Raw genomic sequence first — 15,634 nt, 5'->3', positions numbered from 1 at the left:
CATAGTGAATATTACTCATCAGGCTCTACTTAAGCTTGGTTATAGTTACAGACCTATAAACCGTTTAAAAAAAGAGTCCTTTTTACAGAGATACTTCATTTTAGGTGGGGTTTATATAAAAAGACACGATACAAAGTATGGTGCGTTTGAAGTTGCAATGATACAAGCGAGTGACCCGCATATTGAGCTTCCAACTGTCTTTGTAATTGATATGCCGCTAGCTCTCCAAGGGCGGCTAATCCCTCATATATCTCATGAAGGCTACCTGTGTTACGTCGAACAAATGGAAGCTGACTGGAATCCGAATAACTTAGTTGAACTATACAAAACTGTAGATCTTCAGATAAAGACAACATTGGATATTGCAGTAAATGCTATGGACAATGAAGTCAAAGGAGACGAGGAGCTTGATAATGAATTTGTATCTTACTGGTCTTCCACTGCCGAATTATATTCACTCAGCGAACTTCGAAGACACTCCACTTACACATCCGTTTTAGCAAGAGCGACAGGTAAAGAAAAGCTACGGTCAAGCGAGTATATTACCGTAGAGGTTGACAAAAAAGAGCATGACTTACGGACCAATCAGTACTTACAAAGCTGGCTAAATCAAAGGGACTTAGAGTTGGTTCGTCCTGAGAGCCCCGCGATAAAAACTCATTATGTCTGGGTTCGTCCAAGTCGGTTATCCGGTGTAGAGTGGCCGCCTCAAGATCTTAAAGAGGTGCTATCTTGGCTTGAGCTAGTTGATTTCAGCGCAAGAGATCATCTTGTTCGATGCCTATCTAACTCAAAAGCAAAAAGAAATATTGTTGTGCTTGATATTGAGAAGCAAGATCCGGTTTCCCTTTATCTAGAGATAGATGTAAATAGTATTGAGTGCCAGTTTAGTTCGCGGAAAACCCGAAGAAAGAGGAAGCAAACGTCTTTCAAAAATCTGATCGGAATTTTGTCTAGAAAAGGTTTTTGCTCCAAGTTCGCTCGGTTATCAATTACTAGAGCGGATAAATCCGCCTTATTAAGCCGTAATCAACAGAGGGAGTTTGAATTAAGCTCAAAAAGCATTGCTCTAATTGGGTGCGGTACAATAGGGGGATATTTAGCAGAGTTGCTCGTTCGAAACGGAGCTGGCTTAGGTGCGAAATGCTTACATCTCTACGATAGAGATACTCTAAAGCCTCATAACTTTTCTCGGCATACACTTTCTGTATCAGACTTTGGGAGCAATAAAGCCTCAGCTTTAGCTAAAAAGCTTAATAATTCAACACACTTAGCTAAAAGTATTTCTGGATTTGATAGTAATTTTCCTATCAATGAAGGAACGCTTAGTAAGTACGATATTGTTATTGATGCAACTGGTCGCCCCCCTGTATCAAAGAGGCTAGCATTTGTTGTTCGTCAGATGTCCGTCAAACGGCCTACTATCGTTCATGTGTTCAATGATGGTAATGGTAGAGCAGCTAAGGTTTTAGTTGATGACAATCTGAGTTGCTATGGGTGTATGACGGTTGATAAGAGCATCCATCAAGACCATATCGATATGCGCTTTAAAGACCTAGATCTGTCTAAAGAAAAAAAAGTCAGCTGTGGAAATACTTATACAGTTTATGACGCTGGAGTAAGCCAGATTTCTGCTGCTATGGCGTTGGAGGCTGTATTAAATACGCTTAATGTAAGCACGCCTTGGACTTACAGTGAGTTTATCTTAGACCCTCGCCATCGCACCGGAAAGAGAAAGGTACTGCTACCTCAAAAGCAATGCGTGGTATGCAATGAAGTTTGACAGAGAGCTTACGTATCAAGATAGCAATGGACACCTCGTCGTCATTACTGAACATGTTTTAGCCGTTCTAGAAAAATATAAACAAACTGAAATGCAGGATAATGAAGCAGCAGGTGTGCTACTTGGCGAAGAAAGAGGCCAGCATATAGTTATTACTGATCTGTCTGAGCCCGGATTTGGTGATCTTAGACAGAGAAACCTAGTGGATAGGCGAGGCAAACACCATCAACAGAAAGTAGATGATTGTTTCCAATTGTCTGGAGGAACGGTTAATTATGTCGGAGAGTGGCATACTCATCCCGAGGACTTCCCTCAACCATCGCAACAAGATAGGTCATCATGGTCAACACACCTCAAAGGGGGAACACCTAAGATAGTTATCATTGTCGGGATAAAAGATTTTTGGATCGGAAAGATGAAAGGGGCTAGTTTATCAAAACTCTCCTCTCGCAGGTAATTGAATAAGTTCTTAGAAGGCACTGAAGCTTGGATTGGAGCAAAGAAGATTTACGAAAGACGATGCATGTACTACTGCATCAATAACTTTCACGCTGAATTAACAAAAAATCCAATTGTCGAACCTAAACTTAAGTGATGTAGATGAGCTTTGACAAAAAATGGTATATCACGGACTTTAAACTAATGGAGACGCTTCCTATTGAACCTGTTTAGATGAGTGTAGACACGTAACAATGTCAAAGCTATATTTACTTATCATCGTCATCGGATGAAATCCGCGGCTCGTCATCTAAGATATACGACATGAAACAAGAAACTAAAAAAATTCACCTTTCCGACCAACAGCGTCGTGAAGCAGTTACTCGCTTGATGAGTCGAGTTATTGTCAGTGAGCATCGTGCCCCCAAGATCAAGAAAGTCCGCCGTAATGTTATACAACAGATGTGCGTTGCATTTACTAAGGCAGTTCACGCTGAATAGCAATCACTAGTAATTCTTTCACAGCCTTCAAAGGTGTTTTGTTATCTAGCCAAAAACTAGCGCTATTGTTGCGTTAGCTTCCTCTCTAGAAATTGAATGAAAAAGTCATCTTCTATGTAAAACAGATCATAACCAACATGCTGAATACCCTCTTGCGAGATTTCCGTGATTTGCCCTTTACCATCGTTCTCGAGTGAAAACTCTCGTTGAAGGTTATATATCAACTGATTGAACCGAAGGTCAGTATTGTTGCTCCAAAGTTCCTTCAAAAGTGAAAGCGTAGTTTCTATTCTTTTAGGGTCGCGCATTGATGTGCTCCTTGTGGTCTAACGTCAAAATACATATTTGAATTAATTTTTATGATGTTAATTATCAGCGCCAAGGGGCAACACGTCTAGCGGATATACATCTTAATTGAGGTGTTCCCCAAAGTATTACTGTTTAAAACCAATACCAAAATTTAACTCTAGTTTTGGTATTTCACACTTTTCTGGTCGTGTATTTGAGCTCAAATACCAAAAGTAACGTTGAATTTAGTATATATACCAAAAATATGCATAAATTTTGGTATTGCATGTAGAAAATGCAGGATGCAATCTCCCTTCAACCAATTTGTATCAATTTTGTTTGTGCAGGAACCTGTTAGCACCTAAAGCGTTGGAGGCGCTTTAGTCTAGAGGACGTGCCCCATAGATAAAAAGACAATATAAACCTGATTGATTGGAACGATATCTTTACTTAGTTATTACTTGGTCTTTTCCACAAATAAAAGCAAACGTATCACGCAAGTTGCGTCACGCAACCTGCGTGATGAGCTTTTTAGCTCGGAGAAGGAATCAAGAAAGGTTTGCCATTAATGCACAGCACACTCTTGGGCATTTCGTGTTAAGGCTTTTGCTCTAACTTCTCTCCTACCTATGAGTAGAAGTATCTTGAAACATGGCAACCCATTTTCGATTAGACGAGTGATAGGGAAAACTGGGAACTGTTGTACTATAGGCCCAATATTCTCGCTAGCTGTGACCAACGGCTGAAAATGAACATTGTTATGGTGTTTGGTCTCTTCATGTAACAGCATATCTGTTTAGACGACAGCAATATCTTCCGCATGGAAAAGGATGTGGCGCAGGCGGTCACATCAGTGTTTACCAGAAAAGAGGCATTGCTACTTTACTAAGTGACATCTTCAGTGCTGCTCTCCTTATCAAAGAGAGTATCGATTGCTTGGGTGAGTGGATATTCTTTCAATCCTGACAAGCAATCTTTCAGCCTGCGTAAATTAAGTTCGGACCATGCATTCAGACACCAACCGCAGTTAGCCGAAGGTTGATTAACAAGCCAGTCAATCGCATATTGCTTGTTATTAGCGATAGCATCTTCTAGGAAGGCTAGCGCTTCTTCAACCGTATCCCCGTCGCTGAGATTTGGCATGGAAAAGCTGTCGCCGTAGTACTGGATGCTCCGGTATTTGATATCGTTAGAGGTAGTGGTTTTAAAAAACTGTACACGGATTATTGATGACAACTGACTCTGTCTCTCTTTACCGAGCAGCTTAAACAGAGTACGCAGCCATTCAGAATTGAATACGCGTTGGTCACTGAGGGCCTTAACTAGGGCACTCGATAAGGCTGAAGAGTGTCTGAGTGTATTTTCATTGGCTGCAAAATGCTCGGCAATCTTCCTATCCACCAAATGCATTTCACTCAGCCTTAACATCCAATCGTTATCAGTCAAGTCAGGGTTGTCGAAGTAATCGGTAAGAATATTTAGTAACTTCCTTAGTTCGCCTTCATCATTGCTGAGAATGTCATCGACCGCCTCATCTTGCCATTGTGCTGGAGAGGAATTATCTAATGGCCAATCAGAAAGCCATGACAGAAGTTCGTAAGAGTTGAGTTCAGGTAGTTTGTTTTTAAGTACTGAGTAGTATGATTTCAACAAAATTTCTGGTGACATACGATATATCCGCCCATCACGGATAAGCTTGGCCATAGATTCAAACAGGGCTTCAGAAACTGCGCCAGTTTGGCTCCACTTGAGAAGGCGATCGAATTGAACAAAGCTAAGGTAATTGGGTAAATATTTAGAGGCATCAGGATGCTGTGAGATATACGGTGCGACCCAACTTGCAATGTTCTGGTTTTGGAGTTGGCCGTTTGAATTGGGAAGCGAAGTATTCGTCTGTGACGGTTCGAATTGATTGAAAAGTGTAGCAGCGGTTAAGGCGACCAGTCTAGCGATAGTCGTTTTGTCCTCTGGGCTTTGTTGGCTGGTATTATGCAGCATCTGAGTTAGTTGCTGTGTTAAGCCAATATTGTTTTGTTGGTGCCAACCCACACTAAACGGTAGCTGGGTCAAAACGTCCTCTATCTCACTGTTAGCAACTGGTATATCGTTGAGTAAATCCATTGACTCAAAGCTACCCAAATCGCCACAACGCATTCCCCCGTGCAGTAACGGCAACAGGGTATCTTTTTCGTTCAGTACGTTTTGACGTTTGCAGGCTGCGGTGACGACCTTGCCTATAGGCAATGACAGGACAAGACTGTCTATCTTCCAGTTGGGGATTGTATTTCGCATTGGATAGAGTACATTAACCACCATTGGGGCGGAGGGCTTTTCGATGAAAGAGGGACGCTTGCCAGTGACTGTAAAATAGCTATAGGTATTACGGACAGCTTGCATTAACTCTTCCCACTTTTCGTTGCTTGGGGAAAGGTCTTTGGGATCGTTTGAGCTCTGTAATGTTCGTGCTAGACGCAAAACCATCGCTGCTGTTTTTCGCTGCTCCTTCTCAGGGATAGACAGATCAATACATATGCCATGATCAAGTATCGTCCGAAATCCAATGATTAAATCCTTGTCAAACTCATCCGGTATAACGGGATTGTCTAAGAGTTCATGGTTGAAATCGGCCAAATAATGTTCCAACAGCTTTTTGCCATCGGATAGTTCGACCAACTCGGCCATGAGCTTCACTAAATCTGGGGCATCGGTGACGGCCATCTGCTTTTTGAAAAAGACATCGAAACCGTGTAGAGCCGAGAGCGTTACGATTTGCTCTGCATCCATCCCCGTAAATGCTGCACGCAAAGGTTCGACAATAAGTTCACTTTGGGCGATCGTAAACGAAGTCTGGTAGTGGAGCGCCGCGATGTGCTTTGGCCACTCTTCCGTCGTACCTGCATACTTGCGCAGCACTTTTTGTGTGGCTTTAATTCTCCTTGATTGCTCTACTTCAAGGTTTGCTGGCTCACCGACCAATTGCCGGAGATGGATATCGTTGTCATGAACCGCCATCAGGTAAGCAGCACAAGATGCACCATTAAGGGTATTGTTATCTTCGGGGCAGCTGTCAATACGCGTGCCGATTCGGTTGACCAAATTCTTCAGATACCGGGGAGTGATATTGCGTTGCCAGATATCAATCAGCTCGTAGCTCCTTCCTTGCCGTCGATATCAGAGAGAGTTTCATCCCAATAATGGTTGAAACGCTCGCGCCAACCAGTCGAAGCAATAGGCGGAGCAGTAAAGGGAATAGGGATGCGCTTGGAGATAAACTCCTTACCAGACCGATTGGCTTCGATGGCACTTTGCTCCAACGCTTTGGCCAAATGCTTCTCGGAATAAGGCAGCAAAATACGGAAACGCTTACTGCCGAGCGAGATCAGGGTATCGATATCGCTCCATAGTTCACGGGCAATGTCCGGCGAAACGCGATCGATATTGTCAATCACCAGTATGATGGTTTTGCCCTTGGGAATGAGATGCGCGAACACTTTGAAAGCTTGGCGCAACTCTATGGCGCCGACCTCGCGGTTAACATCGAGGGTTTCATTGATGGTATCACGACTGTTGCGTTTGAGTAGATCTCCTAGCTGAAGATTACTACCGCAAGCTTTGATCAGGCCATAACCGACAAACGGTAGGGCAAGCAGTCCACCGGATAAGATGCCCTCGATCATCGGTATGGTTGGTGTGTCTTTGAATCTGTCATACAGGAAAGCAAGGAAAGGGCGGAGCTGCAATGCTGAGACCCCGAGCAGGAACATAAAGCTGATAGCCGAGAGTGGAATATGGCTGTTTGTCACTTTGGTATAAGTGAGTCGTTTGCCTAGCGCGGTTTCTACAGCAGCGGCCAGCTTCGCCAGTTTGTAGCGGTCACCTTTGAGCATCGGTATCAACTCCCGCTCGATGGTCTGGATAAGTGCGGGCTTGAGGGCGGTGTGGTACTGGTCGGCATCGAAGGTGACTAGGTGGAAACCCTTGTCCTCCAGCTGACTGGCAAGAATATTGATTACGGTGCTCTTGCCCGCTCCGAGAGATCCTTCGATCCCTATAATGTGCTGTGAGGCATCACTGATCAGGACATTTGCGATAGCATTGGCGACTTGCTGGTGCCCCTTGCCAGAAAACATGTCATTGTCAGCAGGTGCTTCGCTTTGGTATTTACGTAACAAACTGGAATCCCTCATAAAAAGCGTAACCCTACTACTTTAGCATCAAGCCCGTTATGAGAAAATAACGATACCAAGAACTCATCCTTAACATCACATTTTCATGCAACAGAAAACAGGATTATCCGTACTTAGCCTGCACGCTGGAAAACCGTCCAGTCTGCTTTGCTTTGGGCTGTTCGTTGTCGCCCCGAGCCACTAAGATGCCACTCCCTTGAAAAGGCAGCCCCTAAAGAAGGTATGACCTAGACTCTTCATTCCAGATTAGTCAAATTATGGGAAATCGACTTTAACAGGCCATGGATGAAGCTATTGCACCAACACGAAATGGGGCATAAGTGTGCCAGCAGTGATAGTTCTGGCACATCTCTGGACAAAGGCGAGTTTGACAGCCACAAGCAAGTCTCTCTCAAAAAAGACCGTTTAGCAGTATTGATTTATTGCTTAATGTCCCAACTGTAAAACGTTGGAATCAAGATGAACCCTTTGTGATAAAACGCGTGTAGATAGATGATATAATAATTAATTTAAAATAAAGGTATATTTTTTTTAATTAGTCTGTATAGTGGTCTTTGCTCTGACAAAGAGTTGTTTCAAGATAAAATATCAAGAAAGTTTTCCAGCGTCATCCCTAGCAAGTTTCTCTCTGTAATCTCCTTAATGCTCTATCCTAAAATAATACCTATGTTCAGTGCACCTTAATTTTAATTTTATAAAGGGGCATAATATGTCTAATCAAGTAATTGGTACAGTAAAGTGGTTTAACGAAACTAAAGGTTTTGGTTTTATTTCTCAAGAAAATGGCGATGATTTATTTGTTCATTTCAGAAGCATTTTAGGTGATGGCTTTAAGAAGCTTATTGAAGGCGAGCAGGTTTCCTTCACTGTAGGTAAAGGCCCTAAAGGCCTTCAAGCAGAAAATGTAACAACTATTTAGTCTTACAATTGAATTTAAACTGCCTCGTCATACGCCTGGCGAGGTAGTTGCTCTGACAAAGATTTGTTTCAAGATAAAATATAAAGATAGTTTTCCAGCGTAATCCCTAGCAAGTTTCTCTCTGTAATCTCCTTAATTACCTATCCTAAAAATACTTATGTTCAGTGCACCTTAATTATAATTTTTATAAAGGGGCATAATATGTCTAATCAAATATTTAATAATGAGAATAGAAATAATAAAAACAAATCTATTCAAAATAAAGAAAAATCAATACATAAAAAAACAAAGATGAATAGCTTTCTCCAAAGGATTGCTAATGGTGAGACTGGTGTTGTTTTGGAGGAATTACTTTGAAAAATCACGGTAGAAAGAAGATCTGGTTTCAGTTAAAAAAGTGCGAATCATACACTAAAAATTTTTTATCATATCGAATGTAAGGTTTGTAAAAGGTTGCTCATAGAAAGACTATGCTCTTCAACAGATGAGCTTTGGGAATAGCAACCACGAAATATCTGGGGCACACATCATATTATGACAAGTGGAACGTTAAGTTGCTTAAACAGTAGGGAGCGATGAAACATACTCGTAGTGCTCAGGCTTGTTAGATGAGGTAATAACCATTGTGTGATGGGTCTTTGCCGTCCATACTCCTTGATAATCAGTTGCTTGCCTAGTCAACTTTTGGGGAGAAACCAAGTCAGTTCGAACGTTTAAGCGTGAAACAATGCTATATTGAAAGCGTCACCCACTCTCAAAAGGAATAGGACCATGCCGACCTATCAGGTCACTTACTTCAACGCGAAACACGCCGTGATAGATAGCGAAGCTATCTTCATGAAAAGTCTAACGAACGCCAAGCGCTCAGCTGAGCATCATGCGCCAGAGGGGGCAATACTAATTGAGATTAGAGATTTAATGGATCAGATGCTAAGTCGAATGACGCTGGATGATAGCTGTGAAGACTTACGTTGGTTAGCAATCATGATTCGTTTTTCGTAGTAGCCTTTGACACAGTTTAGCTTGTTTGTCTGACAAGGCTTGCTCACGATTAAGTTGATCTCGTAAACCTGTCAGCATGTCTCGATCTAAGTTGCTCAGCTTTTCGGAATGTAAGAGGAGTGTCGTATTGATAAGCTCAGAGAGGTTTCGTGAACTCACAGTCCCCACTCTTTATCCCACTCTTTTTGTTCTTCAATCTCTTCTATGCGTTTGCGAACACCCATTTTTTTCAACTCTTCTGGTGTCCGTTTAATCCCTTTCTGATTAATACTAAATTGCTTCTGCTTTTGTGTCGGTTTAGGTAACTTGCTCATATATCATCCTATTTTTGGTGGTTTACTGAATTCCGCCCCGCGTTCATATTGGCTATGAAAACAACAATGATACTACACAAGTCAGAACATAAATGGGCAATAGTAAATTCAATGGCTTTTCTAAATGAGATCAACACGGATTGAACCAACGATTGCAGAAAACTGAGACTCAGGCTTTTAAAAATGTAGCGATGCTAAGAAAAATAATTTTAGGTGATTTTATTCAGGTTAGAATTCATTATCTCTTATTGATGTATCGTTCCGCGTTTGCAAAAAGCTTATCGCATGCTTTTTTCTGTGCTAAATATTCTGATGAACCTTCAGCCATAGAGTCGAGAATTCCTTTCGCTTCTTGATATTCTTTTACCATCGCAGCGAATCGTTCTTCGAAGTTGTTTTTCTGTGTTTTCTTGCTTGATTTTCTTACTGGTTTTCTCATGTTGCTTCTTATCTTATCGATCCCAATATTTATTTTTATTCGTATTTCGAACGTTCAGAATCTTTATTAAACATAAAGTAAAAAAGTCTCCTCGACAGAAGAGACTTTTTAGAAATATTTTATACTAACGTAACATTATCCGCTTGAGGGCCTTTGTTACCTTGTTCAACAACAAAAGAAACCTTTTGGCCTTCAGATAATGTTTTGAAGCCTTCACTAACAATTGATTTGAAGTGAACAAATAGGTCAGAACCGCCGTTATCAGGGGTGATAAATCCAAAACCTTTGGATTCGTTAAACCATTTTACTGAGCCTGTTGATTTATTTGACATAATATATCTCGATACATTGATTAAGTTAAAAAGAAAGCTACTAAATAAGGAATGAAGAAAAAGGTATCGCAGGATAAATATGACGAATTTAATCGAATAAAAACTGAGAAGAGCTTGAACTAAATATTTTACTAATAGCTCACCGTTTGAGCTGCTGCCACTATACACTATATGAACATAATAGATATCTATTTTTTGATTGATTTTTATTGCCTATAAAATCAATAGCTTAAAAGTAAGCCCATGAAAAGTAAAAGGCTGAATTGAAATCAACAACATCATTAAAATAATTATTGCAAAACAGATATTCGATACAAGCATCATCCCTATTTCTAACTTTGAATGGGGCAAAAGCGAGTTACACCTTCACAGCATCTATGACCTATCAACACGTAGGGTAAAGCCTTGGCTCTTAACGGGCTTTTTGCTATCGGTGCGGTATTAGTGACTTAGCCACAAACTCTGTGATGGTAAGCATTCTCACTCACCCAGACAGACGCTTTTTGCAGATATATCTCTCGATTGCTGGTTGGATATACAGTACAATAAGAAGGTATATTTGTGGAATTTAGTTTGTTTGTAATGAGCTTTTGGGTAACAGAAAGCTAATGGCGACTTTAGGTATTTAGTTGTCTGTGTTTTGGGTGTAATGCGAATGCAGAGAAAAATCATACACATAGATCTTGATTGTTACTATGCCGCAGTTGAGATGAGAGACCACCCAGAGTTAAGGGATATACCTTTGGCGATAGGTGGTTCTTCGGATCGACGTGGGGTGATTTCAACATGTAACTACATTGCCCGAAAATATGGTGTTCGCTCGGCAATGGCGACCGCTCATGCACTCAAGTTGTGCCCAAACCTAAGGGTTATAGGTGGAGACATGGAGAAGTATAAGGCTGTATCCAAACAGATTCATGCAATCTTTGCTCGTTATACTGATCTTATTGAACCTCTATCACTTGATGAAGCTTACCTTGATGTAACTGACTCACAATTATTCAGAGGGTCGGCAACATTAATCGCGCAGGATATACGTAAGGCAATTGAATCAGAACTAAATCTTACGGCCAGTGCAGGTGTAGCCACTATCAAATTTGTTGCAAAAGTCGCCTCCGATATTAATAAGCCAAATGGTATTTGCGTCGTAACACCAGATGAAATTGAGGGATTTGTTGATGAGTTGGAATTAGGCAAGATTCCAGGTGTAGGGAAGGTAACCCTAGAAAAGTTGAATAATCTTGGTCTGTACAAAGGCATTGATGTCAAAAATTATGATCAACACATGTTACTTAAACAGTTTGGTAAATTTGGTAGTTCCCTATGGGAGAGGTGCCATGGAATTGATCGTCGTGAGGTAACAGCAACAAGAATTAGAAAGTCCCTTGGTGTTGAGCGGACATTTGCTCTAGATATTCGGACTGAATCAGAATGCCTTGAGGCTATTGAATCACTATATGATGAATTAGTGAGACGATTCAGTAAGATTGCTCATGATAAAAGAATAATCCGTCAGGGACTTAAGCTTAAATTCGATGACTTCCAGCAAACAACGGTTGAGCATAAACAAATTAACCTTGATAAAGCTTTTTTCTCTGCTTTATTAAAAGAAGCCTTGGCGCGTGCCAATGGACGAGGAATTCGCTTGATAGGGTTAAGTGTTGGGTTAGAACCTAGGGAGGGGCAAGCCAACACTCAGATGACCCTTAAGTGGTGAAAATGTAAGTGCGAGTGAAGCGTTTACGAGGCATTTACCTTGCGATTTTCGTGATTTTTCTGTAAGTGAATTATGTAAGTGCGTTTTTTAGCTTAACTATCTATTTTAAAAAGTTATTCACTCACTCACCCACTAAGAACTACATTTTTTACCCGATAGTTTGCGTATGCTGCCGTAGAGATGAGAGATAACCCCAGTTACCGTGGCATTGCACTCGCTGTTGGCGGACATGAAAAGCAGCGTGGAGTGATTAGCACCTGTAATTATGATGCGCGTAAATATGGTGTTCGCAGTGCAATGTCAACGGCGCGCGCGCTGCAACTCTGTCCTCATTTGTTGGTTGTGCCCGGTAGAATGCATGTATATAAGCAAGTCTCTCAGCAGATTCGTGCTATTTTTGAGCGTTATACGCCTATCATTGAACCTCTCTCATTGGATGAAGCATACCTCGATGTCACGGACTCGACAGCTTGCCGTGGCTCCGCTACGTTGATCGCAGAGTCAATTCGCCGCGATATCTGGAGTGAACTTGGGTTGACGGCATCGGCGGGCATTGCTCCGATAAAGTTTCTTGCCAAGGTCGCGTCAGACATGAACAAGCCCAACGGTCAGTTTGTGATTCCGCCAGAGAAAGTCCAAGAGGTTATCGATAGTCTTCCGCTAGAGAACATTCCTGGTGTGGGGAAGGTGAGTCTTGAGAAGCTCCACCAAGCCGGTTTTTATCGATGTGAGGACATTAAAAACAGTGACTATCGAGAGTTGTTGAGGCAGTTTGGTCGTCAGGGTGCCTCCTTATGGCAGCGAAGCCATGGAATTGATAATCGAGAAGTCGTTGTTGAGCGCGAGAGAAAGTCCGTCGGTGTGGAAAGGACATTCAGCCAGAACATCGCAACCTATGATGAATGTTGGCAAGTGATTGAGGAGAAACTTTATCCTGAACTCGAGAAACGTTTAGAGCGTGCAAGCCCAGATAAGTCGATTATTAAACAAGGTATTAAAGTCAAATTTGCCGACTTTCAACTGACAACAATTGAGCACATCCATCCGCAATTAGAGCTTGAGGACTTCAAGATCTTGCTAAGAGATATTCTTAAACGCCAAAATGGACGGGAAATTCGCCTTTTAGGCTTGAACGTGATGCTCAAGCCCGAAGACCAAGCGCGTCAATTGAGCTTTTTTTAGGCCCTTACCGTTTCTACCTGCGTTAATACCTGCTCAAAACTTACATTTGCCATTGCACCATAACCTGCTAGCTTTGAGGCTTTTAGCTGGCTAATCAAAGGAGTGCTGATTCCGCACAAGAAGCGAGCAACGGCATCATTACTGATGGCCGATGGGGAAAGCTGAATAAACTCCCGCGCCCATATCGATACTTGAGATTGTTCAATATCTTCAGGTTCTGGTGCTGTGAATGTGGCGACGTGACCACGACACACGGAGCAGTGACCACATTGCTTTGGTGCATCGTGATCCGCAAAGTAGTTCGCCAATTGTGAGCTCAAACAGTGCTCGGACTGGAACAAGTGCAGCATGGTGTGGATTCTTTCGATATCTTTGCTTTCTTTGGATTGGAACAGTTCATACAGTTGTTGGATTAAAACATCCGAGCTCTGTTTGGTTGGCATAACTGAGTACACGTCCGTCAGTTGTTTGCTCTCTAGTTCTATCCAGCCGTTCTGGTGAAAATAGTCGAGCGCTGCGACAACTCGGCTGCGTTCCGATTGATAGTTCATCCATAGCGCTTCTAGATCAACTTGGCACCACACTTTGGCTTTTTGTGAGCAGGAAAAAATAGCCTCCACAAATTGACGTCGCTCGCCTTGAAATTGATTCACAATAAATTGCTGATCGTGCAAAAACTTAAACCGATATTCCGCAAAGTAACTGTACTTTGCTTCAATGACGTTATGTAGCTCCAAATAAACCAACAAGGTTTTGAGTGGCAATTGGCGGATATTACTTTCACGCGACAAACGCAGTGGCACTACCTCCCATTGTGGAGCATGTTCTTTCGCTTGCTCGACTACATAGTTAATTGACGTAAATTCTGGTGTGTCACCATAGACAAAATTCTCCAACACCGTTAGGCCGGACGTATTGCCTAGCAGAATGCACTCCGAGCGTTGCCCGTCCCTGCCTGCACGTCCAATCTCTTGTGCGTAGTTCTCGATTGATTTGGGTAAGTCGAAGTGAATGACGCGTCGAATATCAGATTTATCGACCCCCATACCAAATGCAATCGTTGCAACAATACAGTCAATTTGGCCATCCATGAACTGCTGTTGGATTTGTTCACGAACGTCGCTTTTCATGCCAGCGTGGTATGCGTGAGCGTTAATGCCAATATGGATTAATGACTTTGCTACTCGTTCTGCTGTTTGCTGCTGCGTCACGTATACGATGGTCGGAAGCTTAGGTGAAGAGGCGATGATCTCACTGAGCTGTTCTTGTTTCTTTGTTTCCTCACACGGGATCACCGAGATATCCAGATTAGAGCGGTAGAAGCCTGTAACGGTAATATGTTCACTGGAAATATCGAACTTTTTTTGCATGTCTTCAATAACTGCAGGCGTTGCCGTTGCGGTGAGAAGTAAAGACTGTGGGATGTTCAGTTCACGTTGATATTGCGGTAGTTTGAGATAATCTGGACGAAAGTTATGCCCCCATTCGGAAATACAGTGCGCTTCATCAATGACCATCAAAGAAATCGGTACTTGGCGAATGAATTCACGAAAACGCTCATTTTTTAGTCGCTCAACAGAAATCATCAAGATTTTGATTTGTCCATTCTTCACGCCAGCCATGACCTGTTGTGCTTCTTCTCTACTTTGACTGCTATCGATAGAAGCGGCCGCGATTCCTTTACTTTGTAAAAAGCTCAGTTGATCCTTCATTAACGCCAACAACGGAGAGATCACCAACGTAAGGTTGGGTAATATGGTTGCAGGTAGTTGATAACAGAGTGACTTCCCCGAGCCTGTAGGAAAGATTGCCGCAGCAGAGTAACCATTCATAACGGCTTCAATAACGGGTTGCTGACCTTGGCGTAATGAGTCAAAACCAAATACAGATTGAAGTGTTTGATGCAGCGAGTCACTTTGCATAATAGGGAAACCTTTCTTTGATGGTAAACTTGGCTACATTAACACACCCCGAATACTAAACGCGCGTCCTAAAAGTATGAACAAAGCTGACTTAGTCCAAATTATCATCCAACATCTGGAAGAAAAACTTCAAGTTGCCCATTCATCGGCTCAGCGAGCTATCGATGCCGCCACAGATGAAGAAACTGTTCCCGAGCACAAGTACGATACATTGGCACTTGAAGCCGCGTATCTTGCTCATGGACAAGCCATGCGAATTCAAGATAGTGAAGAGGAGTTGCGTCAATATCGTTCTTTAGTGACTCGTAACTTTAAGAATGCGCCTGTTGGTGTTGGTGCTTACGTTGTTCTCGCAGATGAGAATTTGATCGAAAAGCACTTCTTTGTAGGCCCTTGCTCTGGTGGTTTGACTGTTCAATATCAGACTCTGGAAGTCTTTGTCTTAACAGCCAAATCTCCTCTGGGTCGAGCGTTGTTCGGGAAAGAAGAGGGTGATGAGGTTGACGTGAAAATAGGAGATAAAACAACTTGTTACGAAGTCGTGACGATTTGCTGACATCTCATGTATCACTCAGTGTTATGTTTAACACGAGTAATGTTAAATAAAAGA

At 42.1% G+C, this 15,634-nt stretch carries 17 protein-coding genes; 10 read left to right on the top strand and 7 right to left on the bottom strand.

All coding sequences use genetic code 11. The features are described from left to right. Positions 1-4: 4 nt before the first annotated feature. The 3 genes from KJB35_RS21600 (at position 5) to KJB35_RS21590 (ending at position 2,722) form a co-directional block, all read left to right on the top strand. Complete coding sequence (locus KJB35_RS21600; RefSeq protein ID WP_053307027.1) at positions 5-1,783, top strand: ThiF family adenylyltransferase; 1,779 nt, start codon at positions 5-7, stop codon at positions 1,781-1,783. Continuing rightward, positions 1,773-2,240, top strand: coding sequence for a Mov34/MPN/PAD-1 family protein (locus KJB35_RS21595; RefSeq protein WP_053307026.1), 468 nt, complete (start codon positions 1,773-1,775; stop codon positions 2,238-2,240). The genes KJB35_RS21600 and KJB35_RS21595 overlap by 11 nt, the downstream gene beginning before the upstream one ends. 305 nt (positions 2,241-2,545) lie before the next feature. Beyond that, entirely contained in the window at positions 2,546-2,722 is a 177-nt protein-coding gene (locus KJB35_RS21590; protein ID WP_153904563.1) for a hypothetical protein, read from the top strand. Between the two features lie 62 nt (positions 2,723-2,784). Here KJB35_RS21590 and KJB35_RS21585 read toward each other — a convergent pair whose 3' ends face one another. The 3 genes from KJB35_RS21585 to KJB35_RS21575 form a co-directional block, all read right to left on the bottom strand. Next, positions 2,785-3,030, bottom strand: coding sequence for a DUF1040 family protein (locus KJB35_RS21585; protein WP_062730570.1), 246 nt, complete (start codon positions 3,028-3,030; stop codon positions 2,785-2,787). Positions 3,031-3,895: 865 nt separating this feature from the next. Further along, a complete protein-coding gene (locus KJB35_RS21580) occupies positions 3,896-6,106 on the bottom strand; it encodes a hypothetical protein (RefSeq protein ID WP_285357429.1) in 2,211 nt (736 codons plus the stop codon). Positions 6,107-6,150: 44 nt separating this feature from the next. After that, a complete protein-coding gene (locus tag KJB35_RS21575; RefSeq protein WP_285357427.1) occupies positions 6,151-7,182 on the bottom strand; it encodes a P-loop NTPase fold protein in 1,032 nt (343 codons plus the stop codon). 300 nt (positions 7,183-7,482) lie between these two features. Between KJB35_RS21575 and KJB35_RS21570 the strand changes: the two genes are divergently transcribed. The 4 genes from KJB35_RS21570 (at position 7,483) to KJB35_RS21555 (ending at position 9,118) form a co-directional block, all read left to right on the top strand. Continuing rightward, on the top strand, positions 7,483-7,641 hold the full coding sequence (locus tag KJB35_RS21570; RefSeq protein WP_285469850.1) for a hypothetical protein: 159 nt from the start codon (positions 7,483-7,485) through the stop codon (positions 7,639-7,641). A 265-nt stretch (positions 7,642-7,906) separates the two neighbouring features. After that, entirely contained in the window at positions 7,907-8,116 is a 210-nt protein-coding gene (locus tag KJB35_RS21565) for a cold-shock protein (RefSeq protein WP_005380677.1), read from the top strand. A 201-nt stretch (positions 8,117-8,317) separates the two neighbouring features. After that, positions 8,318-8,473, top strand: a complete 156-nt coding sequence (locus KJB35_RS21560; protein WP_162836310.1) for a hypothetical protein — start codon at positions 8,318-8,320, stop codon at positions 8,471-8,473. A 414-nt stretch (positions 8,474-8,887) separates the two neighbouring features. Next, complete coding sequence (locus tag KJB35_RS21555; RefSeq protein ID WP_285357424.1) at positions 8,888-9,118, top strand: hypothetical protein; 231 nt, start codon at positions 8,888-8,890, stop codon at positions 9,116-9,118. A gap of 155 nt (positions 9,119-9,273) precedes the next feature. On the opposite strand, the gene KJB35_RS21550 is transcribed toward KJB35_RS21555, so the two are convergent. The 3 genes from KJB35_RS21550 to KJB35_RS21540 all read right to left on the bottom strand — a co-directional run bounded on the left by KJB35_RS21550 (position 9,274) and on the right by KJB35_RS21540 (position 10,203). After that, positions 9,274-9,432 (bottom strand): hypothetical protein, encoded by a 159-nt coding sequence (locus tag KJB35_RS21550; RefSeq protein WP_005379015.1) that lies wholly within the window; start codon positions 9,430-9,432, stop codon positions 9,274-9,276. Between the two features lie 238 nt (positions 9,433-9,670). Then, a complete protein-coding gene (locus KJB35_RS21545) occupies positions 9,671-9,871 on the bottom strand; it encodes a hypothetical protein (protein WP_005379017.1) in 201 nt (66 codons plus the stop codon). 119 nt (positions 9,872-9,990) lie between these two features. Beyond that, positions 9,991-10,203, bottom strand: a complete 213-nt coding sequence (locus KJB35_RS21540) for a cold-shock protein (protein ID WP_005379019.1) — start codon at positions 10,201-10,203, stop codon at positions 9,991-9,993. Positions 10,204-10,858: 655 nt separating this feature from the next. Between KJB35_RS21540 and dinB (KJB35_RS21535) the strand changes: the two genes are divergently transcribed. Together dinB (KJB35_RS21535) and dinB (KJB35_RS21530) are read left to right on the top strand one after the other, a co-directional pair. Beyond that, positions 10,859-11,920 carry a DNA polymerase IV gene (gene dinB, locus KJB35_RS21535; protein WP_285357421.1) on the top strand — a complete coding sequence of 354 codons (1,062 nt, stop codon included), beginning with the start codon at positions 10,859-10,861 and terminating at the stop codon, positions 11,918-11,920. Positions 11,921-12,100: 180 nt separating this feature from the next. Further along, the gene (gene dinB / locus KJB35_RS21530; protein WP_242612560.1) at positions 12,101-13,102 is read left to right on the top strand and encodes a DNA polymerase IV; all 1,002 of its coding nucleotides are present in this window, start codon (positions 12,101-12,103) and stop codon (positions 13,100-13,102) included. Here the strand turns inward: dinB (KJB35_RS21530) and KJB35_RS21525 are convergent. Then, on the bottom strand, positions 13,099-15,024 hold the full coding sequence (locus KJB35_RS21525) for an ATP-dependent DNA helicase RecQ (protein WP_005380279.1): 1,926 nt from the start codon (positions 15,022-15,024) through the stop codon (positions 13,099-13,101). The genes dinB (KJB35_RS21530) and KJB35_RS21525 overlap by 4 nt on opposite strands. A gap of 76 nt (positions 15,025-15,100) precedes the next feature. Here KJB35_RS21525 and KJB35_RS21520 point away from each other — a divergent pair, with 76 nt between their 5' ends. Continuing rightward, positions 15,101-15,580: a GreA/GreB family elongation factor gene (locus KJB35_RS21520; RefSeq protein WP_005380280.1), complete on the top strand. Its 480-nt coding sequence runs from the start codon at positions 15,101-15,103 to the stop codon at positions 15,578-15,580. The last annotated feature ends 54 nt before the right edge of the window (positions 15,581-15,634 follow it).

Origin of the sequence: Vibrio sp. D431a (genome assembly GCF_030248655.1) — a bacterium.
Lineage (GTDB): Bacteria > Pseudomonadota > Gammaproteobacteria > Enterobacterales > Vibrionaceae > Vibrio > Vibrio alginolyticus.
The sequence above is the reverse complement of the archived record's forward strand: the minus strand, read 5'-3'. Positions and strand labels throughout refer to the sequence as shown.

What these genes read in the sequence shown, in the direction of transcription:
- KJB35_RS21560 (WP_162836310.1), top strand. Translation starts at nt 8,318, where the DNA reads ATGTCTAATCAAATATTTAATAATGAGAATAGAAATAATAAAAACAAA.
- KJB35_RS21540 (WP_005379019.1), bottom strand. Translation starts at nt 10,203, where the DNA reads ATGTCAAATAAATCAACAGGCTCAGTAAAATGGTTTAACGAATCCAAA.
- KJB35_RS21590 (WP_153904563.1), top strand. Translation starts at nt 2,546, where the DNA reads ATGAAACAAGAAACTAAAAAAATTCACCTTTCCGACCAACAGCGTCGT.
- KJB35_RS21565 (WP_005380677.1), top strand. Translation starts at nt 7,907, where the DNA reads ATGTCTAATCAAGTAATTGGTACAGTAAAGTGGTTTAACGAAACTAAA.
- KJB35_RS21555 (WP_285357424.1), top strand. Translation starts at nt 8,888, where the DNA reads ATGCCGACCTATCAGGTCACTTACTTCAACGCGAAACACGCCGTGATA.
- dinB (WP_242612560.1), top strand. Translation starts at nt 12,101, where the DNA reads ATGAGAGATAACCCCAGTTACCGTGGCATTGCACTCGCTGTTGGCGGA.
- KJB35_RS21585 (WP_062730570.1), bottom strand. Translation starts at nt 3,030, where the DNA reads ATGCGCGACCCTAAAAGAATAGAAACTACGCTTTCACTTTTGAAGGAA.
- KJB35_RS21595 (WP_053307026.1), top strand. Translation starts at nt 1,773, where the DNA reads ATGAAGTTTGACAGAGAGCTTACGTATCAAGATAGCAATGGACACCTC.
- KJB35_RS21550 (WP_005379015.1), bottom strand. Translation starts at nt 9,432, where the DNA reads ATGAGCAAGTTACCTAAACCGACACAAAAGCAGAAGCAATTTAGTATT.
- KJB35_RS21545 (WP_005379017.1), bottom strand. Translation starts at nt 9,871, where the DNA reads ATGAGAAAACCAGTAAGAAAATCAAGCAAGAAAACACAGAAAAACAAC.
- dinB (WP_285357421.1), top strand. Translation starts at nt 10,859, where the DNA reads ATGCAGAGAAAAATCATACACATAGATCTTGATTGTTACTATGCCGCA.
- KJB35_RS21570 (WP_285469850.1), top strand. Translation starts at nt 7,483, where the DNA reads ATGAAGCTATTGCACCAACACGAAATGGGGCATAAGTGTGCCAGCAGT.
- KJB35_RS21525 (WP_005380279.1), bottom strand. Translation starts at nt 15,024, where the DNA reads ATGCAAAGTGACTCGCTGCATCAAACACTTCAATCTGTATTTGGTTTT.
- KJB35_RS21520 (WP_005380280.1), top strand. Translation starts at nt 15,101, where the DNA reads ATGAACAAAGCTGACTTAGTCCAAATTATCATCCAACATCTGGAAGAA.